We start from the raw sequence: 23,443 nt of genomic DNA on the forward strand, positions 1-23,443 counted from the left end.
TTCGGAATAAAATAAAATTTCCGAAGGGAGGTAACCTAAGTGATTCAACAAGAAAGTCGTATGAAAGTTGCTGACAACTCAGGTGCACGTGAAGTTTTAACAATTAAAGTTCTTGGTGGTTCTGGACGTAAAACTGCTAACATCGGTGATATCGTTGTTTGTACAGTTAAGAAAGCAACACCAGGTGGCGTTGTCAAGAAAGGCGACGTTGTTAAGGCTGTTATCGTTCGCACAAAATCAGGTGCACGTCGTAAAGACGGTACTTACATTAAGTTTGATGAGAATGCTTGCGTAATTATCAAAGATGATAAATCACCACGCGGAACTCGTATTTTCGGACCAGTTGCACGTGAATTACGTGATGGCAACTTCATGAAAATCGTTTCTTTAGCTCCAGAAGTTCTTTAATTTCATGACAGTACCAATCAAGGAGGTGCGACACATAATGCATGTTAAAAAGGGCGACAAAGTAAAAGTAATTACTGGTAAAGACAAAGGTAAAGAAGGCGTAATCTTAGCTGCTTTCCCTAAACAAGACCGCGTTCTTGTTGAAGGTGTAAACATCGTTAAGAAACACGTTAAACCTAACCAACTTAACCCACAAGGTGGAATTGTATCTCAAGAAGCTGCAATCCACGTTTCGAACGTAATGCTAATCGATCCTAAATCTGGCGAGCCGACTCGTGTAGGTATTGAGATCAAAGATGGCAAAAAAGTTCGTGTTGCAAAAAAATCAGGTGTAGTAATCGACTAATAAGTAAAATGAGAAGGGAGGTACACACATGAGCCGCCTAAAAGAAAAGTATTTAAATGAAGTATCACCTGCTCTTATGAGCAAGTTCGAATATAAATCAGTAATGCAAGTGCCTAAAGTAGACAAAATCGTAATCAACATGGGTGTTGGTGACGCAGTTCAAAACTCTAAAGCTCTTGATGTAGCTGTTGAAGAATTAACAACAATCACTGGTCAAAAACCAGTTGTAACTAAAGCGAAAAAATCTATCGCAGGTTTCCGTTTACGTGAAGGTCAAGCGATCGGTGCTAAAGTTACATTACGCGGTGAGCGTATGTATGAATTCCTGGATAAATTAATTTCTGTTGCACTTCCACGTGTACGTGACTTCCGTGGTGTTTCTAAAAAAGCATTCGACGGTCGCGGTAACTATACATTAGGTGTTAAAGAGCAGTTAATTTTCCCAGAAATCGATTACGATAAAGTTTCAAAAGTACGCGGTATGGACATCGTGATCGTAACTACTGCGAATTCTGACGAAGAAGCTCGCGAGTTATTAACACAGTTCGGTATGCCGTTCCAAAAGTAATAAAATAAGGAGGGCGAAGACGTGGCAAAAAAATCAATGATCGTTAAACAACAACGCACGCAAAAATTTAAAGTTCAAGAATATACACGTTGTGAACGCTGTGGCCGTCCACACTCTGTATACCGCAAATTTAAACTTTGCCGTATTTGTTTCCGTGAACTTGCATATAAGGGACAAATTCCTGGCGTTAAAAAAGCCAGCTGGTAATCCCCTAATTTGGGAAGGAGGTAAATTTTCATGACAATGACTGATCCGATTGCAGATATGCTTACACGCATTCGTAATGCGAACATGGTACGTCACGAGAAGTTAGAAGTTCCTGCTTCTAACGTAAAGAAAGAGATCGCTGAAATTTTAAAGCGTGAAGGTTTCGTACGTGATGTAGAATATGTAGAAGACAACAAGCAAGGTATCATCCGTATTTTCTTAAAATATGGTAAAGAGAACGAGCGTGTTATTACTGGTCTTAAACGTATTTCTAAACCAGGTTTACGTGTATATGCTAAAACAAACGAAGTACCTAAAGTATTAAACGGTCTTGGTATCGCTTTAGTATCTACTTCAAACGGCTTATTAACTGACAAAGAAGCTCGCGCTAAACAAGTTGGCGGAGAAATCTTAGCATACATTTGGTAATTAGTAAGAAAAGAACGGAGGTGCAATATAAATGTCTCGCGTAGGTAAAAAAGTTATCGAGGTACCTGCAAACGTTACAATCGAAGTCGGTACTGACAACGTTGTTACTGTTAAAGGTCCAAAAGGCGAATTAACTCGTCAATTCAACCAAGATATGAAAATCGAGCAAGAAGGCAACATCCTATCTGTTGTTCGTCCTTCTGATTCTAAAGAACACCGTACTAACCACGGTACAACTCGTGCGTTATTAGCTAACATGGTAACTGGTGTTTCTGAAGGATTCACTCGTTCTCTAGAACTTATCGGTGTAGGTTACCGTGCTCAATTACAAGGCAACAAGCTTGTATTGAACGTAGGTTACTCTCATCCAGTAGAGTTTACACCTGAAGAAGGTTTAGAGGTCGAAGTTCCTTCGAACACTAAGATCATCGTAAAAGGTATTTCTAAAGAGCGTGTTGGTGCATTAGCATCTAACATTCGTGACGTTCGTCCACCAGAGCCATACAAAGGTAAAGGTATTCGTTACGAAGGCGAATTCGTTCGTCGTAAAGAAGGTAAAACAGGTAAATAATGCGGCTTAAATCGCATTAATAATTGAAAGGAGTGACCACTGTGATTACGAAACAAGATAAAAATCAAGTTCGTAAAAAACGTCATGGGCGTGTTCGTTCTAAAATTTCGGGTACTGCACAACGTCCACGTTTAAACGTATTCCGTTCTAACAAGAACATTTATGCACAACTAATCGACGATGTAGCTGGCGTAACTTTAGTTTCTGCTAATACTCAAGAAAAAGGTTTCGAGGGTATGAGCGCAAACATTGAGGCTGCTGCTAAAATCGGTGAAACAATCGCTAAACGCGCTGCTGAAAAAAATATTACTACAGTAGTATTTGACCGTAGCGGTTACTTATATCACGGACGTGTAAAAGCTTTAGCAGAAGCTGCACGTGAAAACGGCTTAGAATTTTAATAAGAAGGAGGGACATACTTCATGAGTCGCATTGACGCAAACAAATTAGAACTTGAAGAACGCGTAGTTACAATTAACCGTGTTGCTAAAGTTGTTAAAGGTGGTCGTCGCTTCCGCTTCTCTGCTCTAGTAGTAGTAGGAGATAAAAATGGCCATGTAGGATTTGGTACTGGTAAAGCCCAAGAGGTTCCAGATGCAATCCGTAAGGCTGTTGAAGACGCGAAGAAAAACTTAATCGAAGTACCACGCGTGGGTGGAACTACTCCACACTTAGTGCAAGGTCGCTTCGGTGCAGGTTCAATCTTAATTAAACCTGCAGCTCCTGGTACAGGAGTTATCGCTGGTGGTCCAGTACGTGCCGTACTAGAACTAGCTGGTATTACTGATATTCTTTCAAAATCTCTTGGTTCAAACACACCAATTAACATGGTGCGTGCAACTGTAGCAGGTTTAACTGAATTAAAACGTGTAGAAGATGTAGCAAAACTACGCGGTAAATCAGTGGAAGAGTTATTAGGATAAGGGGGGGAATTATAATGGCTAAATTACAAATTACCCTTAATAAATCTGTCATCGGTACTAAACCAAACCAACGCAAAGTTGTTGAGGCTTTAGGATTACGTAAATTAAACCAAACTGTGGAACAAGCAGATAATGCTGCTATCCGCGGGATGATTACAAAAGTAGCTCACTTAGTTACTGTTAAAGAAATTTAATTTCAATTATACGAACAAGGAGGTGCCACCCAAATGAAACTTCATGAGTTAAAACCAGCAGAAGGTTCACGTAAAGTACGTAACCGCGTTGGTCGTGGTATCGGTTCTGGTAACGGTAAAACTTCTGGTAGAGGTCATAAAGGTCAAAACGCTCGTTCTGGCGGCGGCGTTCGCCCAGGATTTGAGGGGGGTCAAAACCCACTTTTCCGTCGTTTACCTAAACGTGGCTTTACGAACATTAATCGTAAAGAATACGCGATCGTTAACCTTGATGCGTTAAACCGTTTTGAAGATGGTGCAGAAGTAACACCTGCATTATTACTAGAAACTGGTATCGTGAGCAATGAAAAAGCTGGAATCAAGATTCTAGGTCATGGTACGTTAAGCGTTAAGCTTAATGTTAAAGCTCACAAATTCTCTGCTTCTGCAAAAGAAGCAATTGAGAACGCTGGCGGAACAACTGAGGTGATCTAATGTTTCAGACAATCTCTAACTTTATGCGCGTTCGAGATATACGAAATAAAATCATCTTCACACTATTAATGTTAATCATTTTTCGTATCGGGACATTCATCCCGGTACCAAATGTTAACGCAGATGTATTAAAGGCAACTGATGAGTTCAGCTTAGTAGGTTTCCTTAATACGTTTGGCGGTGGTGCATTAGCAAACTTCTCTATCTTTGCGATGGGGATTATGCCATACATTACTGCTTCAATCATTGTCCAGTTACTTCAAATGGATGTCGTTCCTAAGTTTGCAGAATGGGCGAAACAAGGTGATGTAGGTCGACGCAAGTTGGCTCAATTCACTCGTTACTTCACAATTGTACTAGCATTTATTCAATCTTTCGCTATGAGTTTTGGTTTTAACCAATTTTATGGTGGATCATTGATTACGGATACTAGTATTCAATCGTACTTAACGATTTCTGTCGTGTTAACAGCAGGTACAGCATTCCTATTGTGGTTATCTGAACAAATTACTGCATATGGTGTTGGTAATGGTATTTCAATCATTATCTTCGCTGGTATCGTAGCTGCGATTCCTAACGCAGTAAACCAAGTGTATGCACAACAAATTGATGGAGCTGGGGATCAATTATTTATTAATATTGCTATCTTAGCTTTACTAGTTTTAGTGCTACTAGCTGTTGTAGTTGGAGTTATATATATTCAACAAGCGTTGCGTAAAATTCCAATTCAATATGCAAAACGAGTTGCTGGGAATTCACCTAAAGTTGGGGCACAGCAAACGCATTTACCGTTAAAAGTAAATGCTGCAGGGGTTATTCCGGTAATCTTTGCAATAGCGTTTATTGTTACTCCACAAACTTTAGCAACATTCTTTGGAGATAATAATGTAACTGCATTCATCACTAATGCGTTTGACTATACTAAACCTATTGGGATGATTATCTATGTTGCGTTAATTATCGCCTTCACATACTTCTATGCATTCATTCAAGTGAATCCGGAAAATGTGGCAGATAACTTGAAAAAGCAAGGTGCTTATATCCCGGGTATTCGCCCAGGTAATGACACACAAGCTTACTTAACAAAAGTTCTTTATCGTTTAACATTTGTTGGTGCTCTATTCTTAGTAGTCATTTCAATCATGCCAATTCTATTCATCAACTTTATGAACCTGCCAGCTTCGGCTCAAATCGGGGGAACAAGTATGATTATCGTAGTTGGTGTTGCACTTGAAACGATGAAACAATTAGAGTCTCAATTAGTAAAACGCCATTATAAAGGATTTATGAAATAATGCAGGTTTAGGAAACATTTACGTTTCCTTGCCGGCTTATGTTGTAAAGGGGACTATTACGTATGAATATCGTTTTAATGGGTCTTCCAGGTGCCGGTAAAGGTACTCAGGCTGACAAAATTGTTGAGAAGTACGCAATCCCTCATATTTCTACAGGCGATATGTTCCGTGCCGCTATTAAAGATGGTACTGAATTAGGTTTAAAGGCAAAATCGTTTATGGATCAAGGCGCATTAGTGCCGGATGAAGTAACGATTGGTATTGTTCGTGAACGTCTTTCACAACATGACTGCGAAAAAGGATTCTTATTAGATGGATTCCCACGTACAGTTCCTCAAGCAGAAGCTTTAGATAGCATCCTTGATGAATTAGGTCGTCCAGTTGAGCATACAATTAATGTTCAAGTTGAAAAAGAAGAATTAATCGCACGTTTAAGTGGACGTCGTATATGTAAGACTTGTGGTACATCGTATCATTTAGTGTTTAATCCTCCAAAAGAGGAAGGCAAATGTGATAAAGATGGCGGCGAGTTATATACACGTGCGGATGATAATCCTGAAACTGTTACAAACCGTCTTGAAGTAAATATGAACCAAGCACAACCTTTACTTGATTTTTATGAAGCAAAGGGAGTACTTAAAAATATTAATGGACAGCAAGAAATTTCTAAAGTATTTGCTGATCTTGATGCTCTATTGCAGGGCAGCCGCAGCTGATATCCGTCCGGGCGCTAGACAGCTTCCGCGGTATTCATGCGGAGGCAACAACGAAACATAATTTTTTGAGAGTTGCAAAAGCATATTGTGCCCGGTATATACTATAAGGGTTGAGCACAAAATTCGTGTGATGACATCTTTGTAACGTATAATGGGTTTCGTGGAAGCATCTGTGTAACGGGTATGAATCTCTCATCAAGACATTCCGGCTATCGTGTTAACATAAGGGATGCGGTTCCTTATTATAAGGACTGTTTCCATGGATTGTGTGAAGCGAAACCAGACGAGCGTCTTATTGTACATCTCTCATGCAATCCAAAACATATGTTGGAACGAGTTGCTTCTTAATCAGGAGAAACAGTTGCAAGAGCTCGCATGAGTTTTTTGATATTAGCATATAGAAGGGAGACGAGAAGATGGCGAAAGACGATGTAATTGAAGTCGAAGGGACAGTTGTTGAGACTTTGCCAAACGCGATGTTTAAGGTAGAATTAGAAAATGGGCACACTGTGCTAGCACACGTTTCTGGAAAGATCCGTATGCACTTTATCCGTATCCTACCTGGAGATAAGGTTACTATTGAGTTATCTCCTTATGATTTAACTCGCGGTCGTATCACATACCGTTTTAAATAATCTTTTGCACTCCGGACTATTAAGGAGGTTAGGTTAGATGAAAGTGAGACCATCTGTGAAACCGATCTGCGAAAAATGTAAAGTAATTCGCCGACGCGGTAAAGTAATGGTAATCTGTGAAAATCCTAAACACAAACAAAAACAAGGATAATTAATCAAGGAGGTGCACTAACGAATGGCACGTATTGCTGGTGTTGATATTCCTCGCGACAAACGCGTTGTAATTTCATTAACTTACATTTACGGTATTGGTAAAACTACTTCTCAAAAAGTATTAGCAGGTGCAGGTATTGACGAAAATACTCGCGTTAAAGACTTAACAGAAGATCAATTAAACCAAATTCGTGAACAATTAGATTCATACAAAACAGAAGGTGACTTACGTCGTGAAGTTTCTTTAAACATCAAACGTTTAATGGAAATCGCTTCAAACCGTGGTATCCGTCACCGTCGTGGTTTACCTGTTCGTGGTCAAAATACGAAAAACAATGCGCGTACGCGTAAAGGTCCTCGTAAAACTGTAGCGAACAAGAAAAAATAATTAAGTAAAGGAGGTTCCTTCTTAACATGGCTCGTAAACAACAAACTCGTAAACGTCGTGTGAAAAAGAACATCGAATCTGGTGTTGCTCACATCCGTTCTACATTCAACAATACAATCGTAACGATCACTGATATGCAAGGTAACGCATTATCTTGGTCTTCAGCTGGTGCTTTAGGTTTCCGTGGTTCACGTAAATCAACTCCATTCGCAGCTCAAATGGCTGCTGAAACAGCTGCTAAAACTTCAATGGAACATGGTTTAAAAAACATTGAAGTAACAGTTAAAGGTCCTGGTTCTGGTCGTGAAGCTGCAGTTCGTGCACTTCAAGCTGCTGGATTAGAAGTAACTGCTATTAAAGACGTTACTCCAGTTCCACATAACGGTTGCCGTCCGCCAAAACGTCGTCGCGTGTAATGGGTGCATCTTAGAAGTATAATTTTGTACTTCTATGTACATCATGTTACTTTGTACAAAAGTCTTGTGCATTTTTTAGTCTATCTTAGATTAACAACTATGATGATAAGAACCTATACATTAGATGTTTTGAAGGAGGGTAAATTGGAATGATCGAAATTGAAAAACCAAAGATTGAAACAGTGGAGATTAGCGAAGATGCCAAATACGGCAAGTTTGTTGTAGAACCGCTTGAACGTGGTTATGGTAATACTTTGGGAAATTCTTTACGTCGTATCCTTCTGTCTTCATTACCTGGAGCTGCTGTAACGTCAATTCAAATTGACGGCGTACTACACGAATTCTCAACTGTAGAAGGCGTTGTAGAAGATGTTGCTTCAATTATCTTAAACGTGAAAAAGCTAGCTTTAAAAATCTACTCGGACGAAGAAAAAGTCATTGAGATAGATGTAAAGGGTGACGGAACGGTTACTGCAGCTGACATTACACATGACAGTGATGTAGAAATATTAAACCCAGATTTATATATCGCAACAATCGCAAAAAACGGTCATTTACGTATGCGTATGTACGCACAACGTGGCCGTGGTTATACTCCTGCTGATCAAAACAAACGTGAGGATCTTCCTATCGGCGTGATCCCGATCGACTCTATTTACACTCCAGTTTCACGCGTCAACTTCCAAGTAGAGAACACTCGTGTTGGACAAAATTCTGACTACGACAAGTTATCACTTGATGTATGGACAGATGGAAGCATCGGTCCTAAAGAGGCGATTTCACTTGGAGCGAAAATTTTAACTGAACACTTAAATATCTTCGTAGGCATGACGAACGAGGCACAAACTGCTGAAATCATGGTCGAAAAAGAAGAAGATCAAAAAGAAAAAGTATTAGAGATGACTATCGAAGAACTTGATCTTTCTGTTCGTTCTTACAACTGCTTAAAGCGCGCTGGTATCAATACGGTATTAGAGTTAGCTAATAAGTCTGAAGACGATATGATGAAAGTACGTAATCTTGGTCGTAAGTCTCTTGAAGAAGTTAAGCATAAGTTAGAAGAGCTTGGTTTAGGATTACGTAAAGAAGACTAAGCGAAAAATTATAAAATTTAGCTAGATCAGATATATTTAAAAGGAGGGAAACGTCCATGGGTTACAGAAAACTTGGTCGTACAAGTTCTCAACGTAAAGCATTACTACGCGACTTAGCTACTGATTTAATCATCAACGAGCGCATCGAAACAACTGAAGCGCGCGCTAAAGAAACTCGTAAAGCAGTTGAGAAAATGATTACTTTAGGTAAACGCGGTGATTTACACGCTCGTCGTCAAGCGGCAGCATTCATCCGTCGTGAGTTAGTAACAGTTGGAGAAGGCGAAGAAGAAAAAACTGTTTTCGCACTTCAAAAATTATTTGATGATATCGCACCTCGTTATGCGGAGCGTCAAGGTGGTTACACTCGTATTCTTAAAGTAGGTCCTCGTCGTGGAGACGGCGCACCAGTAGTAGTTATCGAATTAGTTTAATTCTAACGAAATAGGTGAAGAGGGGTGTCCGGTTCACCGGTTGAACCCATGCACCCCTCTTTTTTCATAGGTTTTGTGATTTTATACGACAATAATTAAGCTGAGCGTTATGATGAGCGGAGTAGTCAACTACTGGCGTCTCGTTTAGCTCTCCGCACCTCATTCAATGAATTTCCGGGCTTGAGCACCCGTAAATTTTGTAAATGTAACGACAAGCGCATTTCTCTGAATGAGGTGCGCGCTTTTTTATTTATGGAATACTAGGATTGAGCCCCTACATTCCTCATACATATGCAAACATAAAGTACGTTTAAATAGGTGGCATAAAGCTGAACTTGTTTGAGAACGTGCTTTATTTTTATATATGTATAATTTCCTGGGAAATTTTAACTACCTATTTATATATGTGTAATACATTCAAGGCAAAGGGGAGAATAGCTGAGTATGAATGAGATTTTATCATTTAATCATGTAACATTTTCATATACGCCCGATGAACCAAATGCACGAAACGCTGTAGAGGATGTCTCCTTTGCAATTAACAAAGGTGAATGGATTACAATAGTTGGACACAATGGTTCTGGAAAGTCGACAATGGCAAAATTAATGAGCGGCTTACTATTACCTCAGCAAGGGGAAGTCCGCATAAAACATAATATTCTAACAGAAGAAAACCTATGGGACATCCGTTCGCAAATTGGGATTGTCTTTCAAAACCCAGATAATCAGTTTGTTGGTGCTACTGTGCAGGACGATGTAGCTTTCTCTCTTGAAAATAACGGTGTACCGCATAAAGAGATGGTTCAGCGGGTACAGGATGCACTTCAACAAGTTAAAATGGAGGCGTTCATTAATCATGAGCCACATCATTTATCAGGAGGGCAGAAGCAACGTGTAGCGATTGCTGGGGCTTTAGCAATGCATCCTCAAATTCTAATATTGGATGAAGCGACTTCGATGTTGGATCCTCAAGGTCGTGAAGAAGTGTTGACGCTCGTTGAAACATTAAGAAAAGAAATTGACTTAACTGTTTTGGCGATTACACATGATTTGGAAGAGGCACTTTTGGCGGATCGTATTATTTTTATGAATGATGGTAAAAAGTATGAAGAAGGTACGCCTGCAGAAATTTTTTCATTAGGAGATAAACTTCTGCAGTTTGGTCTGGATATGCCTTTTGCCATGAAGATGACTAAGCTACTACAAGCACAGGGAGTACAGCTTGTAGGGCAACATATGACAGAAGAAGAGCTGGTGAATGATTTATGGACATCCAACTTCAACAAGTAAGCTATGCCTATGCAAAAGGCACTCCATTTGAAAAACAAGCTTTACATGAGGTTGACTTAACAATTAAAAGTGGAACATTTCAGGCAATCATCGGACATACAGGATCAGGTAAATCAACAATCCTCCTTCATTTTAATGGTCTACTAAAGCCATCGAGCGGTACGGTGAAAATCGGAGACCGGTTAATTGAAGCTGGGAAAAAGGCGAAAGATTTGAAATCAATAAGGCAGAAAGTTGGTATCGTCTTTCAGTTTCCAGAGCATCAGCTATTTGAGGAGACCGTATTAAAGGATATTATGTTTGGTCCGATGAATTTCGGAGTTTCAGAGGAAGAAGCAGAAAAGCGCGCACGTGAATTAATCTCGCTTGTAGGGTTGCCTGAGGATATCCTTGAAAAATCTCCGTTCGATTTGTCAGGGGGACAGATGCGTCGAGTAGCAATTGCAGGGGTTTTAGCAATGGATCCTGAAGTAATTGTTTTGGATGAACCAACTGCTGGTCTTGACCCTCGAGGGCAAAAGGAGATTATGGACTTATTTTATGAGTTACATAAACAACGAGGTTTAACAACGATTCTTGTTACACATAGTATGGAAGATGCAGCACGTTATGCGGATTCAATTGCCATCATGCATGAAGGTCGATGTGTGTTGAATGGCAATCCAAGAGAAATCTTCGGTGACAGCAGAACACTTGCGCAATTTCGTTTAGAACCACCACGCATTGTCCGTTTCCAGCGGCAAGTAGAGAAAATGATGGACAAATCATTATCAAAAGTTTGCTTAACTGAAGAAGAGCTTGCATTTGAAATCGGACAAGCGATTCCTAAGGAGCGTGAAGGACAATGATGGAAAAAATGATTTTTGGCCGATATATTCCGGGGAATTCATTTGTTCATATGCTTGACCCACGTTCAAAGCTGCTCTTTGTATTTGCATTTATTATTGTTGTCTTTTTGGCCAATAATACGTTGACGTACGGAATACTATTAGCCTTTACCTTAATCGTAATTTTGCTTTCAAAAATTCGACTTTACTTTTTAATTAATGGATTAAAGCCGGTTATATTTTTAATGCTCTTTACACTCATATTGCATTTATTTATGACGAGAGAAGGTCCTGTACTCGTTGACCTTGGCTTTATGAAAATTTATGAAGAAGGTTTGCGCCAAGGTGTGTATATTTCACTGCGCTTTTTAATGCTCGTCTTTATGACATCCATCTTAACGCTAACAACATCCCCTATTTCCATTACAGATGGCTTAGAGGTCCTGTTAAACCCATTTAAGAAGTTGAAGCTGCCTGTGCATGAGCTAGCACTCATGATGTCTATTTCACTGCGTTTCATTCCAACATTAATGGATGAAACAGATAAAATTATGAAAGCACAAATGGCACGAGGTTCAGATTTAAGTGCGGGACCGATTAAAGATCGTCTAAAGGCTGTGGTACCATTGCTAGTGCCGCTGTTTATTAGCGCATTTAAACGAGCAGAGGATCTTGCAACGGCCATGGAAGTACGTGGCTATCGTGGAGGCGAAGGTCGTACGAAGTATCGTTTGTTAAAATGGCATGCAAAAGATACGATAATTTTAATCGCACTAGTAATAATGGCGGTCCTGCTGTGGATGCTACGAGGTTAAGAGGGGTATTGAAATGGTCAGATTAAAAGCAACAATAAGCTATGATGGTACGGCATTTGCTGGTTATCAAGTTCAGCCGGGAGAGCGTACAGTACAGCTTGAAATTGAAAAGGTATTAGCTACGATGCATAAAGGAAATCAGGTGAAAATTACAGCAAGTGGACGTACGGATGCGCGTGTCCATGCAACAGGTCAAGTGATTCACTTCGATACACCTTTATCCATACCGCTAGAAAAATATCAAAAGGCTTTAAATGTGCAGTTACCACGTGATATTCGAGTAATGCAAGTAGAGCAAGTAAAGGATGATTTTCATGCACGCTATGATGTACTAGGAAAGCGTTACCGGTACATTTGGGATTGTAGCATGATTCAAAGTCCTTTTAGACGTCATTATGCAGTTGAGACTAATGGGATAAAACCCGATATTGAATCAATGCGAGATGCGGCTCAAGCTATTATAGGAAAGCATGATTTTAGCTGTTTTTGCGCGGCGAATACGAGTGTGGTTGATAAGGTGCGTGTAGTCAATGCATTAGAGCTTAATTGGCATGGTGAGGAATTGCATATGACAATAAGCGGGAATGGCTTCCTGTACAATATGGTCCGGATTATAGCGGGTACGTTATGGGAAGTAGGAACAGAGAGAAGGGAAATAAGTTCGTTACCCCAGATGATTGCTTCGAAGGATCGTTCTTTGGCAGGTAAGACTGCCCCAGCGCACGGTTTATATTTAGAGCAAGTTTTTTATAAATAATTTATATATTTTTTGAAAATTTTTTGTACGATTATGTAAAAATACGAGAAAAATAGCCGTGGGAAAAGGATTAACAACCTCTCCAGGTGTTCAATTAAATATCTTGACTTTAAACGCGATACATTATATGATGATGTATGGTATTTTCATTACCACCACAATAATAAGCCCCGAAACTTATATAGTGTATATAATGAAAAATAACGGTAATTCATATCGATTAGGAGGATACAAACATGCGCACAACTTTCATGGCTAAAGGTCAAGAAGTAGAACGTAAATGGTTAGTAGTTGACGCAGAAGGCCAAACATTAGGTCGTTTAGCTTCTGAAGTAGCTTCTATCTTACGTGGTAAACATAAACCAACTTTCACACCAAACGTTGATACAGGAGATCACGTGATCATCATCAACGCTGATAAAATTGAGTTAACAGGTAACAAATTACAAAAGAAAATTTACTACCGTCACACTCAATTCGCTGGTGGTTTAAAACAACGTACAGCTGGAGAAATGAAAGAAAAATACCCAACACAAATGCTTGAACTAGCAATTAAGGGTATGCTTCCAAAGAACTCTTTAGGTCGTCAAATGTTCACTAAACTGAACGTTTACACTGGTTCTGAACATCCACATGCTGCACAAAAACCAGAAGCTTACGAGCTACGTGGTTAATAAACTATAATAGGAGGAAATAACTTTGGCACAAGTACAATACATCGGCACAGGTCGCCGTAAAAGCTCAACTGCTCGCGTACGTTTAGTACCAGGCGAAGGTAAAGTAGTAATCAACAATCGTGAAATTGCAGATTACCTACCATACGAAACTTTACACTTAATTATCAACCAACCATTAGTAGCTACAGAAACTAAAGGTTCTTATGACGTTCACGTTAACGTAAACGGTGGTGGATTCACAGGTCAAGCTGGAGCAATCCGTCACGGTATCGCTCGTGCATTATTACAAGTTGATCCAGACTTCCGTCCAGCTTTAAAAGCTGCAGGTCTATTAACTCGTGATTCTCGTATGAAAGAACGTAAAAAACCAGGTTTACGCGGCGCTCGTCGTGCACCTCAGTTCTCAAAACGTTAATCTTTACGATTACTATTTTGCGAAATTACAAAACCCTTTCTCAGGACTTGTTCCGAGAAAGGGTTTTTCTGTGTTTTTTAACGACGTATCCGAATAGTTATAACTAATCTAGTGAAGGTAAGGTCACTTTTAATCATTTAAATTTAAAATGAAATTAGAAATTCCCATAACAAAACCCTTTCCCCAATATTTTTCGGGAAAGGGTTTACTAGTTTATTTAAATATATAAGTCAAAGTTATTTTTCAATATTATCTAGCTCTAAAAGTTTTTCGCCCATTTCATTTATACTTCCGTACGCACTGCTCATTTCATGCATGCTCGCAGTATACTCTTCGGTAAATGTAGAAATTTGATTCGTGTACGTATTAATATATTCAATGGAATTAGTAATATCAATAAGTTGTTGTGCAATTTTATCTGCACTGTCCGTACTGTTTTGGGCCATTTTCTGTATTTCTTTTGCTACGACTGCAAAGCCTTTACCATGTTCGCCTGAACGGGCAGCTTCAATAGAGGCATTTAACCCTAAAATTTTTGAGTGCATAGCAATATCTTTTACCGCACCCACAATTGAATTAATCTCTATAATATTTTTATGCATTTGCTCTGCGAAAACGGATAGTTCTTCGACGCGCTTAGACACATCGCTGCTGGCATTTGCTAATTGTTCTGTAGTCGCGGACATTTCTTCGACAGCTCCAGAAAGCTCTGTTGCTACAAATCGCATATTACTCACCCGGTAATTGGAGATAACACCTGTTACAACACCAATTACTTCGCCCTGCTCATATATTGGCACAGAAGATGCGATATATGGGAAGCCAAATCCTTCTGCACTACGCTCTTCACGAAGAAATTTTCCACTTTTCAGAGCACGGACACTCGTCGTATGATGATGCTTTTCAACTGATTCCCCTAATTGAATGTTTAAATCAATGTTACGCCCCTTTTTGTATCCGATCACCTTTTCCGTATCAAATATAAGTATGCATGCATCTTCAGGATATGTAGATTGGTAAAAGTCAATCGAGTCTACAATTGCTTGTAGCTTTGGATTCATAGCAACCACCCCTTAACAAATATTAATAAATTGATTCGAACAATATCTAACTTTATTCTACTATATACTCTACTTAGAGGGGGCATATTTTACAGAATATTATGAATAATTTATGATAAATAGCAATATTGTATACGTTCGTATACAATAAGATACGATTATATTCATATACTAAGGAGGAATTTCATGAAATCAGAAGGTAGCGGTAGACGACGTAAGGATATCGAGTGTGGCACTCGCCGAAGAGGTGCCCAAACTTTCCGTCGAGGTCGTGCAATTGTATTTTATCGCCAGCTTGAATCAAAGCGCGCTACATTAATAAATCAATTGGAATCTAAAGAACTGCAAACTATTCATCCAGTTATCGCAGGCGAATTAAAAGCAACGGAAGCTATTATGAATGACTTTTTAGAGTTGTTTCAGCTAAATGAAATATTAGAAGATCCACAAGAAAATTAATTTGGATTCCCATAAGGAAGTGAACGAATTTAATGCAGGCAGTAGGGAAATTATCAAAATATATAAAACCATATATTCTGTTTGCTATCATTGCACCGATAATGATGATAGTCGAAGTAAGTATGGATTTGTTACAGCCAACAATTTTACAGCATATTATTGACGATGGGATTGCTGAAAACGATACGGTATTTATACTAAGAAGTTTTGGTTTAATGATTATTACATCATTAATCGGTTTGATAGGTGGGATTGGATGTTCGATTTATGCCTCACGAACCGCAGTTAATTTTTCAACGGATCTTCGTCATGATTTGTATGAAACGATTACTTATTTTTCAAATAGTAGTAAAGACAAATTTACACTCGGAAAACTTGTTACGAATTTAACGAGTGATATTGAAATGCTTCAGCGTGCATTAACGATGCTGCTTAAAATATTTGTTCGTGGTCCAATGATGTTTATCGGGGCTATTGTTATTGTATTTATTACAGCGCGGGAACTATTTCCGATTTTGATGGTAGTAGTACCGATTTTAGCGTTTTGTATGTATTACTTCACAGCACTGTCAGGCAAGCTTTTCCATAAAGTTCAGTTGGTAGTCGACGTAGTAAATACAAAGGTTCAAGAAAATTTAGCTGGTATTCGGGTTATTAAGGCTTATAACCGAAAAAATCATCAAATTGATCAGTTTACAGACATTAATACACAATTAATGAAACGCTCTATGTCAGCAGATCAAATTATTGGTGTGCTAGCTCCATTGACGATGTTTGTCGTGAATATGGGAATTGTTGCAGCATTATGGATGGGTGCCATTAAGGTAGATAATAATACCTTACAAGTAGGTGTTATTTTAGCCTTTATTAACTATTTAATGATGGTCATGCAAGGGCTGATGAGTTCTTCAATGGTTCTTGTACAGCTTGCACGTGCAGTTCCGAGTGCAGAGCGTATTGTAGAAGTATTGGAGGAAAAAATAGAATTTACAAATCCTTCCGTACCAGAGTCACATAAGATTCAAGGTAGTGTTAGTTTTGAAAATGTCAGCTTCTCTTATTTAAAAGGAACGGAATCAGTACTTAAAAATATTAGTTTCCATGTAAATGCCGGTGAAACGGTTGGCATTCTAGGAATGACAGGGAGCGGGAAATCCACGTTAGTCAAGATGATTCCAAGATTGTTTGATGTCGATAGTGGTGTGATAAAAATTGATGGGATACCAATAGGACAATACGGGCTTGAACATCTACGCCAGTCAATAGGATTCGCTCCTCAAAAGGCGACCTTGTTTTCAAAAACAATAGCTGAGAACCTTCAATATGGAAAGTCAGAGGCAACAGAGCAACAAATTTTACAAGCATTGCAAGCATCGAATGCGAGAGAATTTGTTGATAGACTTGAGGCAGGGACAGAGCATGTGCTAACACAAGGGGCAACGAATTTATCGGGTGGACAAAGGCAACGGCTGGCAATGGCACGAGCATTTATACGCAAACCGAATATTTTAGTGTTGGATGATGTGACGAGTGCAGTTGATAGTATTTCCGAAAAGGCTATTCAGCAGGCAATTGATGAACAGTTTGCCGGGGCGACAAAATTTATCGTTTCATCTAAAATTTCCTCAGTTCGACATGCCAATCAAATTCTCTTAATGGATGACGGGAAAATAATTGCCAAAGGGACGCATGAGCAATTATTAAAGACGAGCGAGTTATATAATGAAATGGCAAAAACACAAGCGGAAAAAGGGGTGACCTTAAGTGAATAAACAACAAGGGGGACCACCAAATCCGATGGGCCATCCAGGAGGGCGATTTACCGGTCCTGTTGTGAAGCCGAAAAATCAAAAAGAGACATTACTTCGTATATGGAGTTATTTACGTATTCAAAAGGTTGAACTAATTAGTGTTGTTATTTTTGTAATTATAAGTACGCTTTTAAGTTTAGTCGGTCCATTTTTAATAGGTAAGACAATTGATGACTATATTATAAAGCTTGATATATCAGGATCAATTCGTATGGCGCTGGTTTTGGCAGGGGTGTATATCGCATCATCTTTACTAACGTGGATTCAAACATTTGTAATGATACGTGTATCACAAAAGACCATTCGCCGTTTACGTCAACAGCTTTTTGAGCAATATCAATCACTACCATTAGCTTTTTATGATAAAAAGCAACAGGGTGATTTAATGAGTCGGATGACAAATGATATTGAAAATTTAAATGCAGCATTGTCGCAAAGTGTTATTCAAATTGTATCGAGCTTTTTAACCATTGTTGGTACGGCATTTGCGCTATTTTATTTGGATTGGCGTTTAGCACTTGTCACACTTATTATCATCCCGCTTATCGTGTTCGCTACGAAACAGATTATAAAAAGAAGCAGTGTAAACTATAAAGCGCGTCAACGGGATCTAGGTAATTTAAATGGCTACATTGAAGAGACGATTTCTAATGCAGATATTATTACACTGTTCGGTAAAGAAAAATCAACGCTGGCAGAATTTAAAGAAGCGAACGAAAGACTACGTGGTTCTGCAATGCGGGCAGATATTATTTCCGGGTTCATGGGTCCAGTTAATAACTTCATGAATAACCTAGGATTAAGTTTAGTAATTGGGACAGGTGCAGTTATGGCGGTAACGAGTGGACTTACGATTGGGGTTATCGCATCGTTTGTTACATATACACGCCAGTTTTTCCGTCCAATTAATCAGCTATCAAACTTATTAAATACATTCCAGTCAGCAATTGCTGGTTCTGAGCGAGTATTTGAAGTATTAGATGAAGTAAGGGAAATAGAAGACATCGAGCATGCAAAAGAAAAACCTCAGTTTAAAGGGGATGTCACTTTTGAAAATGTCAAATTCGCGTATGAGTCAGGGAAACCAGTACTGCGCGGCATCAACTTTAAAGCGAAAGCCGGGGAAACAATAGCGATTGTTGGTCCAACCGGTTCAGGAAAAACGACCATTATTCAATTGCTTACACGTTTTTACGATGCAACAGGAGGCCGAATACTACTGGATGATGAGCCGATTACGCATTACAAAATGAATAATATTCGGGATCATGTCGGGGTAGTCCTACAGGAGACGTATTTATTTTCCGGGACGGTACGTGAAAATATTCGTTTCGGCAAGTTGAATGCTACAGACGAGGAAGTTGAACAGGCGGCCAAAATTGCCTATGCACATAATTTTATCAAGTACTTGCCAGAGCAATACGATACAGTGTTATCAAGTGGCGGCTTAAACTTAAGTCAAGGGCAGCGTCAGCTTATTGCCATTGCACGTGCGATTTTGGAGGATCCAGATATTTTAATTTTAGATGAAGCAACTTCGAGCGTTGATACGATGACTGAAGTTCATATTCAAAAAGGGTTGAATAATTTAATGAAAGGTCGTACAAGTTTTGTTATTGCACACCGTTTAAAGACGATAGAAAACGCCGATCAAATTCTCGTCATTAAAGATGGACAAATTTTAGAGCAAGGCAATCACGATTCTTTAATTAATGCCAAAGGATTTTATGCAACGCTTCAAAATCAGCTAATGGCCAATTAATCGAGGTAATAAACGCCCCCTCTTTTGCGTATAGTAGGCAAAAAGGGCGGTGTTTTTATGAAGCGTTGGCTTGCACTTATATTCGTTATTTTTTGTTCGATGCTAGTCGTTGTATATGAAACAAATGCTTCCGACCGGCGATTTTTTTTACCCGAGCCATTAGGTGGGTTGAAAATTGTATTGGATGCTGGTCATGGAGGTATTGATGGTGGTGCTTCAAATGGTGATGTAATCGAAAAAGATGTGACATTGGCAATTACAAAAAAAGTAGCTCGTCAATTGACACGTTTAGGGGCAGAAGTAATATTAACGCGTTCAACAGATGGAGATGTACTAAGTGAACATGCACCAAAGGAGACATTTCCAACACTTCGTGAGCGTAAAAAACAGGATATTTTCCTACGTGAAACATTAGTGGAATCACATGAGCCGGATATATTTATTACGATTCATGCAAATGCAATTCCAAATAGTAAATGGAGAGGAGCCCAAGTGTTTTATCATCATGAAGGACATGAAAAGAGTGAAGCACTCGCACAGGCTGTTCAACAATCCATTCGTACTACGATGGAAAATACAGACAGGGAAGCATTATCGATTAAAAATGTTTATTTACTAAAGAAGGTGGAAATACCTGCAGTATTGGTAGAAACGGGTTTCCTAAGCAATGAAGAAGAAAGGGACTTGCTTGCTACTGAAAGTTATCAGGATAAGATGGCATTTGCAATTGCGCGTGGAATCGAAAATTATATTCATGTGAAATTTGACTAGGCAACATGTAATAGCAATACGGGACTAGTATGATATACTAACAATGGATATTTCATTCAGGGGAGTGTTTGATGTGCTAAATGAACAACAAGTTCGAGAACTATTGGGCGAATTACAGGATCCGTTTTTACATAAAACATTAGCAGAAACAAAAGGTGTAACAAACGTTTCAATTAAAGCAGAAAAAGGGCATGTTAGTGTTCGTATTGCAATTGCAAAGGTAAATACGCCGGAACAAATGACACTACAAATGAAAATTGTAGAAGTGTTAAAAGAAAACGGCGCGGCTTCAGTGGGGATTCGTTTTGAAGAATTACCAGCAGAAGTTTTACAATCATTCCGTGGACAAGCGACGGAGTCACAGGCACAGGATATATTATCACCATTATCAAGTGTGCAATTTATCTCAATTGCTTCTGGTAAAGGTGGCGTAGGGAAATCGACTGTATCTGTCAACATGGCAGTTGCTTTAGCGCGCTTAGGAAAAAAAGTAGGATTAATCGATGCAGATATTTATGGCTTCTCTGTTCCAGATATGATGGGTGTAACGGAAATGCCAGTTGTAAAAGAAGATCGTATATATCCAGTTGAGCGTTTAGGTGTAAAAGTTATTTCAATGGGGTTCTTCGTAGAAAATAATGCACCAATTGTATGGCGCGGTCCTATGCTTGGAAAAGTACTAGACCAGTTCTTCCGTGATGTAGAGTGGGGCGAATTGGATTATCTACTATTAGATTTACCGCCAGGAACAGGGGACGTAGCACTTGATATTCACCAGATGCTACCGGCTTCAAAGGAAATTGTTGTTACAACGCCACACCCAACAGCAGCATTTGTAGCAGCTCGTGCAGGTGCAATGGCATTACAAACGAATCATGAGATTTTAGGTGTTATCGAAAACATGGCTTGGTATGAAAGCAAAACTGGTGAAAAGGAATTTGTATTCGGTCAAGGCGGCGGTCCAAAGCTAGCTGAAGAATTACGTTCTAAGCTACTTGGTCAAATTCCGTTAGGTCAACCAGATTGGACTGAAGAAGATTTTGCGCCATCTATCTATGCAGAGAATCACCCTACAGGTCAGATTTACTTGAAAATTGCTGAAGAGATTGTATCGGCATTAAATAAATAAGCTTATATTAACAACCAGTTGTCCCAAAATGGAACAACTGGTTGTTTTATTATGATCCGCCACCGCTTTTTTCTTCGCTACTTCCCTTCTCAGATCCACCTCCACCACCAGATCCGGATTCTTTTTCAGACGAAGAACCTTCACCGCTTTTTTTAATCAGCTCTTCCCATTTTGACTGCATCAGAGGGTTCTCTATTGTTTCGGTCACCACTTTTTCCAGTTCCTTACGCATTACAGCACCTTTCATAATTGATTCCAGTTGCTTTTGCATATCCGGCTGTCCAAAAAATGATGTTAAAGCTTCTTGGTACGCAGAATCGTTTAATAGGTTTTTCATTAAATCCTTTTGTTGATCCTGCATACTTTTTGCGAAGTTCTCCTTAAACTTAGGGTCTTCAAATGTTTTTACCCAAAAATCCATGGCTTCTTTTGACAGCATTGTTTCCTCGGTCGCCTTTTTTACTTCCTCGGTATTTAAAATAAGCAGCTCCCGGAAGCTCTTATCTTCAAATATTTGTCGGATCGCCTTTTTTCCATCTTCTGTTTGGATAGCATCAACCATAATTTTCTTTACTTCGTCATAAGAAAGCGTCGTTGATTTGGAATCGTTACAACCAGCAATTAGAATGATGGAAAAGGCAAGTATTATTAAACGTTTCACTATTTCTTCCTTCCTTTCTTCACTTAAGCGCTTTCGTTTATTGTTCACAATTTAACAAAATATATGTAACAACTTTTAGTAGAGGTCGCTTTTTTCAAATCGAATTGATAAAATATACAAGTATATTAAAAAATGGGGGAATTGTTCGTGACGATACGAAACTGGGTTAAATTTGCTTTTTGGGCATTGATAATTGGTGGTTTAGTGAATGCAGTTGCCTCGTTAATTATTCGTTGGGACTTTTACCAACCATATTTAGCGAACGGGGAAATTTCGGAATTTCTGGCTGCGGTTATTTGGAATATCGTTTTAGGTATGACGATGAGTGTGATGGCCCAAGCAGGGTTTTTTGCTTATTTAACGTTACATCAAGTTGGTGTTAATATATTTAGATCATTAACGCTTTGGAACTGGATACAAATGTTATTGATCATTATAGTTTTAGTCGATATTGTGATTTTCCGCTTTGCCCCAGGAGCTAGTACAATGGGGGATTGGCTGATTTACGGATTTTTACTTATAGTTTTAGTCGGAGCGGCCATATTAACGGCAGTAAAGAAAATAAAAATGACGAAAAAGCCACATGTCTTAATCTCCACAATGTTCTTTATGATTGTTGTAACTTCATTAGAGTGGATTATCGCTTTAATGGGCCGCCAGGATAACATTGACGTATATGTTGCACTATTATTGTTCCCGTTAGTGGCAGTTAATGCATACCAAATTTTAATGTTGCCAAAGTATAATGCACAATCTGAAGCCGATCGAAAAAAATTGGAAGAACGTCGCAAAGCAAGAAAAGAGTCGCATACTACTGCAAAAGCTTAAATAGAAAGGGCTGTCACAAACATAAGCGTTTGTGACGGCCCATTGTTATTTTATAGTAGACATAGATTCATATTTATTATGGGAATCGTTTTGTAGAAATTTCATAACCAAATATATTTTGTTCAATTGAAACAAAAATATGCTCATTCATAAATTGTTTAATGGCATCAAAAGAGACATTCTCCTCACGATGTAAAGGAATACTTACAAATGAACCTTCAGGAATTTTACTTTCTACTATAGGAAAGGTTTCTGTTGGAGCAATTATGTTAATGCCAAGTTGATGTAAAGCTGATTGCATAGAATCTTCCATTTTGTAATCAGCGGTCGCAAACCATAGTGGCTTTTTGTAAAATGTTTTTTCGTAAATAGCGAGCTGTTTATTTAAAAGTGCTTCATCGACATATTGATCACTTGTAGAACCGAGTAGACCAACTCTAATATTCTTTTCTATTAATACTTTTACTAAATCAGGACTTCGTAATAGCCAATCACTATCTGCTAAAAAAAGTGGATAAGGCTCTTTCAGGTTTGTAACCCATTCTTCCAAACCTTTATGAGAATAACTGAGTTCAATGATTACACTTTTACCGAATTGACCTTTTGTAATGATTGCTGGAGTCTCTGTTAATTGAAATACAGGCATAATACTACTTTTTTCATCAAAATAAATGAATACCAGAAATAAGCATAAAATTAGTGATACCAACGTTTTAAACATGATTAACTACCCACTTTCCGATTGTTTTAAACACGATTCTATTAAAAACTTATGAAAAAGTGTTGACGGATATAACAAGAGGATGTTACTATAAGTGAGTCGCCAAGAGATGACGCGACAAACGAAACACGATGAACCTTGAAAACTGAACAAGCAACGTTAATGAAACAAGCTTCTTAAATGAAGCAAACAATAGATTTTAACTTTT

Annotated in this window: 33 protein-coding genes; 30 read left to right on the plus strand and 3 right to left on the minus strand. The window is 38.7% G+C overall.

Translation table 11 applies throughout. The features are described from left to right. Positions 1-39 precede the first annotated feature (39 nt). From rplN to rpsI, 24 genes are all read left to right on the plus strand, one after another. Entirely contained in the window at positions 40-408 is a 369-nt protein-coding gene (rplN, locus tag H9635_RS15210; protein WP_008406955.1) for a 50S ribosomal protein L14, read from the plus strand. Positions 409-445: 37 nt separating this feature from the next. Beyond that, positions 446-754 carry a 50S ribosomal protein L24 gene (gene rplX / locus H9635_RS15215; RefSeq protein WP_191701161.1) on the plus strand — a complete coding sequence of 103 codons (309 nt, stop codon included), beginning with the start codon at positions 446-448 and terminating at the stop codon, positions 752-754. A 28-nt stretch (positions 755-782) separates the two neighbouring features. Next, on the plus strand, positions 783-1,322 hold the full coding sequence (gene rplE / locus H9635_RS15220) for a 50S ribosomal protein L5 (protein WP_191701162.1): 540 nt from the start codon (positions 783-785) through the stop codon (positions 1,320-1,322). Between the two features lie 21 nt (positions 1,323-1,343). Further along, on the plus strand, positions 1,344-1,529 hold the full coding sequence (gene rpsN / locus H9635_RS15225) for a 30S ribosomal protein S14 (protein WP_008406949.1): 186 nt from the start codon (positions 1,344-1,346) through the stop codon (positions 1,527-1,529). A 30-nt stretch (positions 1,530-1,559) separates the two neighbouring features. Continuing rightward, on the plus strand, positions 1,560-1,958 hold the full coding sequence (gene rpsH / locus H9635_RS15230) for a 30S ribosomal protein S8 (protein ID WP_008406947.1): 399 nt from the start codon (positions 1,560-1,562) through the stop codon (positions 1,956-1,958). Positions 1,959-1,989: 31 nt separating this feature from the next. Beyond that, positions 1,990-2,529, plus strand: a complete 540-nt coding sequence (gene rplF, locus H9635_RS15235) for a 50S ribosomal protein L6 (RefSeq protein ID WP_191701163.1) — start codon at positions 1,990-1,992, stop codon at positions 2,527-2,529. Between the two features lie 41 nt (positions 2,530-2,570). After that, positions 2,571-2,930: a 50S ribosomal protein L18 gene (gene rplR, locus H9635_RS15240; RefSeq protein WP_191701164.1), complete on the plus strand. Its 360-nt coding sequence runs from the start codon at positions 2,571-2,573 to the stop codon at positions 2,928-2,930. Positions 2,931-2,951: 21 nt separating this feature from the next. Further along, a complete protein-coding gene (gene rpsE / locus H9635_RS15245) occupies positions 2,952-3,452 on the plus strand; it encodes a 30S ribosomal protein S5 (protein WP_191701165.1) in 501 nt (166 codons plus the stop codon). Positions 3,453-3,466: 14 nt separating this feature from the next. Next, a complete protein-coding gene (rpmD, locus tag H9635_RS15250; RefSeq protein WP_008406936.1) occupies positions 3,467-3,646 on the plus strand; it encodes a 50S ribosomal protein L30 in 180 nt (59 codons plus the stop codon). Between the two features lie 33 nt (positions 3,647-3,679). Further along, positions 3,680-4,120 (plus strand): 50S ribosomal protein L15, encoded by a 441-nt coding sequence (gene rplO / locus H9635_RS15255; protein WP_191701166.1) that lies wholly within the window; start codon positions 3,680-3,682, stop codon positions 4,118-4,120. Beyond that, positions 4,120-5,415 (plus strand): preprotein translocase subunit SecY, encoded by a 1,296-nt coding sequence (gene secY, locus H9635_RS15260; RefSeq protein ID WP_191701167.1) that lies wholly within the window; start codon positions 4,120-4,122, stop codon positions 5,413-5,415. Before rplO ends, secY begins: the two co-directional genes overlap by 1 nt. 62 nt (positions 5,416-5,477) lie before the next feature. Then, positions 5,478-6,131 (plus strand): adenylate kinase, encoded by a 654-nt coding sequence (locus H9635_RS15265; RefSeq protein WP_191701168.1) that lies wholly within the window; start codon positions 5,478-5,480, stop codon positions 6,129-6,131. Between the two features lie 416 nt (positions 6,132-6,547). Continuing rightward, a complete protein-coding gene (gene infA / locus H9635_RS15270) occupies positions 6,548-6,766 on the plus strand; it encodes a translation initiation factor IF-1 (RefSeq protein WP_016839390.1) in 219 nt (72 codons plus the stop codon). A gap of 37 nt (positions 6,767-6,803) precedes the next feature. Further along, the gene (gene rpmJ, locus H9635_RS15275) at positions 6,804-6,917 is read left to right on the plus strand and encodes a 50S ribosomal protein L36 (RefSeq protein WP_000868344.1); all 114 of its coding nucleotides are present in this window, start codon (positions 6,804-6,806) and stop codon (positions 6,915-6,917) included. A gap of 24 nt (positions 6,918-6,941) precedes the next feature. Further along, positions 6,942-7,307: a 30S ribosomal protein S13 gene (gene rpsM / locus H9635_RS15280; protein ID WP_008406720.1), complete on the plus strand. Its 366-nt coding sequence runs from the start codon at positions 6,942-6,944 to the stop codon at positions 7,305-7,307. A gap of 26 nt (positions 7,308-7,333) precedes the next feature. After that, entirely contained in the window at positions 7,334-7,723 is a 390-nt protein-coding gene (gene rpsK / locus H9635_RS15285) for a 30S ribosomal protein S11 (RefSeq protein ID WP_008406718.1), read from the plus strand. Between the two features lie 149 nt (positions 7,724-7,872). Continuing rightward, a complete protein-coding gene (locus H9635_RS15290; protein ID WP_008406717.1) occupies positions 7,873-8,817 on the plus strand; it encodes a DNA-directed RNA polymerase subunit alpha in 945 nt (314 codons plus the stop codon). Positions 8,818-8,873: 56 nt separating this feature from the next. Beyond that, complete coding sequence (gene rplQ / locus H9635_RS15295; protein WP_008406715.1) at positions 8,874-9,251, plus strand: 50S ribosomal protein L17; 378 nt, start codon at positions 8,874-8,876, stop codon at positions 9,249-9,251. Positions 9,252-9,695: 444 nt separating this feature from the next. Continuing rightward, complete coding sequence (locus H9635_RS15300; RefSeq protein ID WP_191701169.1) at positions 9,696-10,541, plus strand: energy-coupling factor ABC transporter ATP-binding protein; 846 nt, start codon at positions 9,696-9,698, stop codon at positions 10,539-10,541. After that, the gene (locus tag H9635_RS15305; RefSeq protein ID WP_191701170.1) at positions 10,517-11,389 is read left to right on the plus strand and encodes an energy-coupling factor ABC transporter ATP-binding protein; all 873 of its coding nucleotides are present in this window, start codon (positions 10,517-10,519) and stop codon (positions 11,387-11,389) included. The genes H9635_RS15300 and H9635_RS15305 overlap by 25 nt, the downstream gene beginning before the upstream one ends. Beyond that, positions 11,386-12,183 (plus strand): energy-coupling factor transporter transmembrane component T family protein, encoded by a 798-nt coding sequence (locus H9635_RS15310; RefSeq protein WP_191701171.1) that lies wholly within the window; start codon positions 11,386-11,388, stop codon positions 12,181-12,183. Before H9635_RS15305 ends, H9635_RS15310 begins: the two co-directional genes overlap by 4 nt. A gap of 13 nt (positions 12,184-12,196) precedes the next feature. Beyond that, a complete protein-coding gene (gene truA, locus H9635_RS15315; RefSeq protein ID WP_191701172.1) occupies positions 12,197-12,940 on the plus strand; it encodes a tRNA pseudouridine(38-40) synthase TruA in 744 nt (247 codons plus the stop codon). A 236-nt stretch (positions 12,941-13,176) separates the two neighbouring features. Further along, positions 13,177-13,614: a 50S ribosomal protein L13 gene (rplM, locus tag H9635_RS15320; protein WP_191701173.1), complete on the plus strand. Its 438-nt coding sequence runs from the start codon at positions 13,177-13,179 to the stop codon at positions 13,612-13,614. Positions 13,615-13,639: 25 nt separating this feature from the next. Then, entirely contained in the window at positions 13,640-14,032 is a 393-nt protein-coding gene (gene rpsI / locus H9635_RS15325; protein ID WP_191701174.1) for a 30S ribosomal protein S9, read from the plus strand. A 236-nt stretch (positions 14,033-14,268) separates the two neighbouring features. On the opposite strand, the gene H9635_RS15330 is transcribed toward rpsI, so the two are convergent. After that, positions 14,269-15,093, minus strand: a complete 825-nt coding sequence (locus tag H9635_RS15330) for a methyl-accepting chemotaxis protein (RefSeq protein ID WP_191701175.1) — start codon at positions 15,091-15,093, stop codon at positions 14,269-14,271. A gap of 186 nt (positions 15,094-15,279) precedes the next feature. On the opposite strand from H9635_RS15330, the gene H9635_RS15335 reads away from it, so the two are divergent. The 5 genes from H9635_RS15335 (at position 15,280) to H9635_RS15355 (ending at position 21,025) form a co-directional block, all read left to right on the plus strand. Continuing rightward, positions 15,280-15,552 (plus strand): 2-keto-3-deoxygluconate kinase, encoded by a 273-nt coding sequence (locus H9635_RS15335; RefSeq protein ID WP_191701176.1) that lies wholly within the window; start codon positions 15,280-15,282, stop codon positions 15,550-15,552. Between the two features lie 32 nt (positions 15,553-15,584). Continuing rightward, positions 15,585-17,324, plus strand: coding sequence for an ABC transporter ATP-binding protein (locus H9635_RS15340; protein ID WP_191701177.1), 1,740 nt, complete (start codon positions 15,585-15,587; stop codon positions 17,322-17,324). Continuing rightward, positions 17,317-19,125 carry an ABC transporter ATP-binding protein gene (locus H9635_RS15345; RefSeq protein WP_404828876.1) on the plus strand — a complete coding sequence of 603 codons (1,809 nt, stop codon included), beginning with the start codon at positions 17,317-17,319 and terminating at the stop codon, positions 19,123-19,125. The genes H9635_RS15340 and H9635_RS15345 overlap by 8 nt, the downstream gene beginning before the upstream one ends. Before the next feature lie 57 nt (positions 19,126-19,182). Next, positions 19,183-19,896, plus strand: coding sequence for an N-acetylmuramoyl-L-alanine amidase (locus H9635_RS15350; RefSeq protein WP_191701178.1), 714 nt, complete (start codon positions 19,183-19,185; stop codon positions 19,894-19,896). A 73-nt stretch (positions 19,897-19,969) separates the two neighbouring features. Beyond that, positions 19,970-21,025 (plus strand): P-loop NTPase, encoded by a 1,056-nt coding sequence (locus tag H9635_RS15355; protein WP_191701179.1) that lies wholly within the window; start codon positions 19,970-19,972, stop codon positions 21,023-21,025. 49 nt (positions 21,026-21,074) lie between these two features. On the opposite strand, the gene gerD is transcribed toward H9635_RS15355, so the two are convergent. Continuing rightward, positions 21,075-21,686 (minus strand): spore germination lipoprotein GerD, encoded by a 612-nt coding sequence (gene gerD / locus H9635_RS15360; RefSeq protein WP_191701180.1) that lies wholly within the window; start codon positions 21,684-21,686, stop codon positions 21,075-21,077. A gap of 147 nt (positions 21,687-21,833) precedes the next feature. On the opposite strand from gerD, the gene H9635_RS15365 reads away from it, so the two are divergent. Then, the gene (locus H9635_RS15365; RefSeq protein WP_191701181.1) at positions 21,834-22,514 is read left to right on the plus strand and encodes a KinB-signaling pathway activation protein; all 681 of its coding nucleotides are present in this window, start codon (positions 21,834-21,836) and stop codon (positions 22,512-22,514) included. 76 nt (positions 22,515-22,590) lie between these two features. On the opposite strand, the gene H9635_RS15370 is transcribed toward H9635_RS15365, so the two are convergent. Further along, entirely contained in the window at positions 22,591-23,160 is a 570-nt protein-coding gene (locus H9635_RS15370) for a hypothetical protein (protein ID WP_225231336.1), read from the minus strand. Positions 23,161-23,443 lie beyond the last annotated feature (283 nt).

Origin of the sequence: Solibacillus faecavium (genome assembly GCF_014836905.1) — a bacterium.
Classification (GTDB): Bacteria; Bacillota; Bacilli; order Bacillales_A; family Planococcaceae; genus Solibacillus; species Solibacillus faecavium.

Coding starts and splice junctions, on each gene's coding strand:
- rplX (WP_191701161.1), top strand. CDS start 446: ATGCATGTTAAAAAGGGCGACAAAGTAAAAGTAATTACTGGTAAAGAC.
- rplE (WP_191701162.1), top strand. CDS start 783: ATGAGCCGCCTAAAAGAAAAGTATTTAAATGAAGTATCACCTGCTCTT.
- rpsH (WP_008406947.1), top strand. CDS start 1,560: ATGACAATGACTGATCCGATTGCAGATATGCTTACACGCATTCGTAAT.
- rplF (WP_191701163.1), top strand. CDS start 1,990: ATGTCTCGCGTAGGTAAAAAAGTTATCGAGGTACCTGCAAACGTTACA.
- rpsE (WP_191701165.1), top strand. CDS start 2,952: ATGAGTCGCATTGACGCAAACAAATTAGAACTTGAAGAACGCGTAGTT.
- rpmD (WP_008406936.1), top strand. CDS start 3,467: ATGGCTAAATTACAAATTACCCTTAATAAATCTGTCATCGGTACTAAA.
- rplO (WP_191701166.1), top strand. CDS start 3,680: ATGAAACTTCATGAGTTAAAACCAGCAGAAGGTTCACGTAAAGTACGT.
- secY (WP_191701167.1), top strand. CDS start 4,120: ATGTTTCAGACAATCTCTAACTTTATGCGCGTTCGAGATATACGAAAT.
- H9635_RS15265 (WP_191701168.1), top strand. CDS start 5,478: ATGAATATCGTTTTAATGGGTCTTCCAGGTGCCGGTAAAGGTACTCAG.
- infA (WP_016839390.1), top strand. CDS start 6,548: ATGGCGAAAGACGATGTAATTGAAGTCGAAGGGACAGTTGTTGAGACT.
- rpmJ (WP_000868344.1), top strand. CDS start 6,804: ATGAAAGTGAGACCATCTGTGAAACCGATCTGCGAAAAATGTAAAGTA.
- rpsM (WP_008406720.1), top strand. CDS start 6,942: ATGGCACGTATTGCTGGTGTTGATATTCCTCGCGACAAACGCGTTGTA.
- rpsK (WP_008406718.1), top strand. CDS start 7,334: ATGGCTCGTAAACAACAAACTCGTAAACGTCGTGTGAAAAAGAACATC.
- H9635_RS15290 (WP_008406717.1), top strand. CDS start 7,873: ATGATCGAAATTGAAAAACCAAAGATTGAAACAGTGGAGATTAGCGAA.
- rplQ (WP_008406715.1), top strand. CDS start 8,874: ATGGGTTACAGAAAACTTGGTCGTACAAGTTCTCAACGTAAAGCATTA.
- H9635_RS15300 (WP_191701169.1), top strand. CDS start 9,696: ATGAATGAGATTTTATCATTTAATCATGTAACATTTTCATATACGCCC.
- H9635_RS15305 (WP_191701170.1), top strand. CDS start 10,517: ATGGACATCCAACTTCAACAAGTAAGCTATGCCTATGCAAAAGGCACT.
- H9635_RS15310 (WP_191701171.1), top strand. CDS start 11,386: ATGATGGAAAAAATGATTTTTGGCCGATATATTCCGGGGAATTCATTT.
- truA (WP_191701172.1), top strand. CDS start 12,197: ATGGTCAGATTAAAAGCAACAATAAGCTATGATGGTACGGCATTTGCT.
- rplM (WP_191701173.1), top strand. CDS start 13,177: ATGCGCACAACTTTCATGGCTAAAGGTCAAGAAGTAGAACGTAAATGG.
- H9635_RS15330 (WP_191701175.1), bottom strand. CDS start 15,093: ATGAATCCAAAGCTACAAGCAATTGTAGACTCGATTGACTTTTACCAA.
- H9635_RS15335 (WP_191701176.1), top strand. CDS start 15,280: ATGAAATCAGAAGGTAGCGGTAGACGACGTAAGGATATCGAGTGTGGC.
- H9635_RS15340 (WP_191701177.1), top strand. CDS start 15,585: ATGCAGGCAGTAGGGAAATTATCAAAATATATAAAACCATATATTCTG.
- H9635_RS15350 (WP_191701178.1), top strand. CDS start 19,183: ATGAAGCGTTGGCTTGCACTTATATTCGTTATTTTTTGTTCGATGCTA.
- H9635_RS15370 (WP_225231336.1), bottom strand. CDS start 23,160: ATGCCTGTATTTCAATTAACAGAGACTCCAGCAATCATTACAAAAGGT.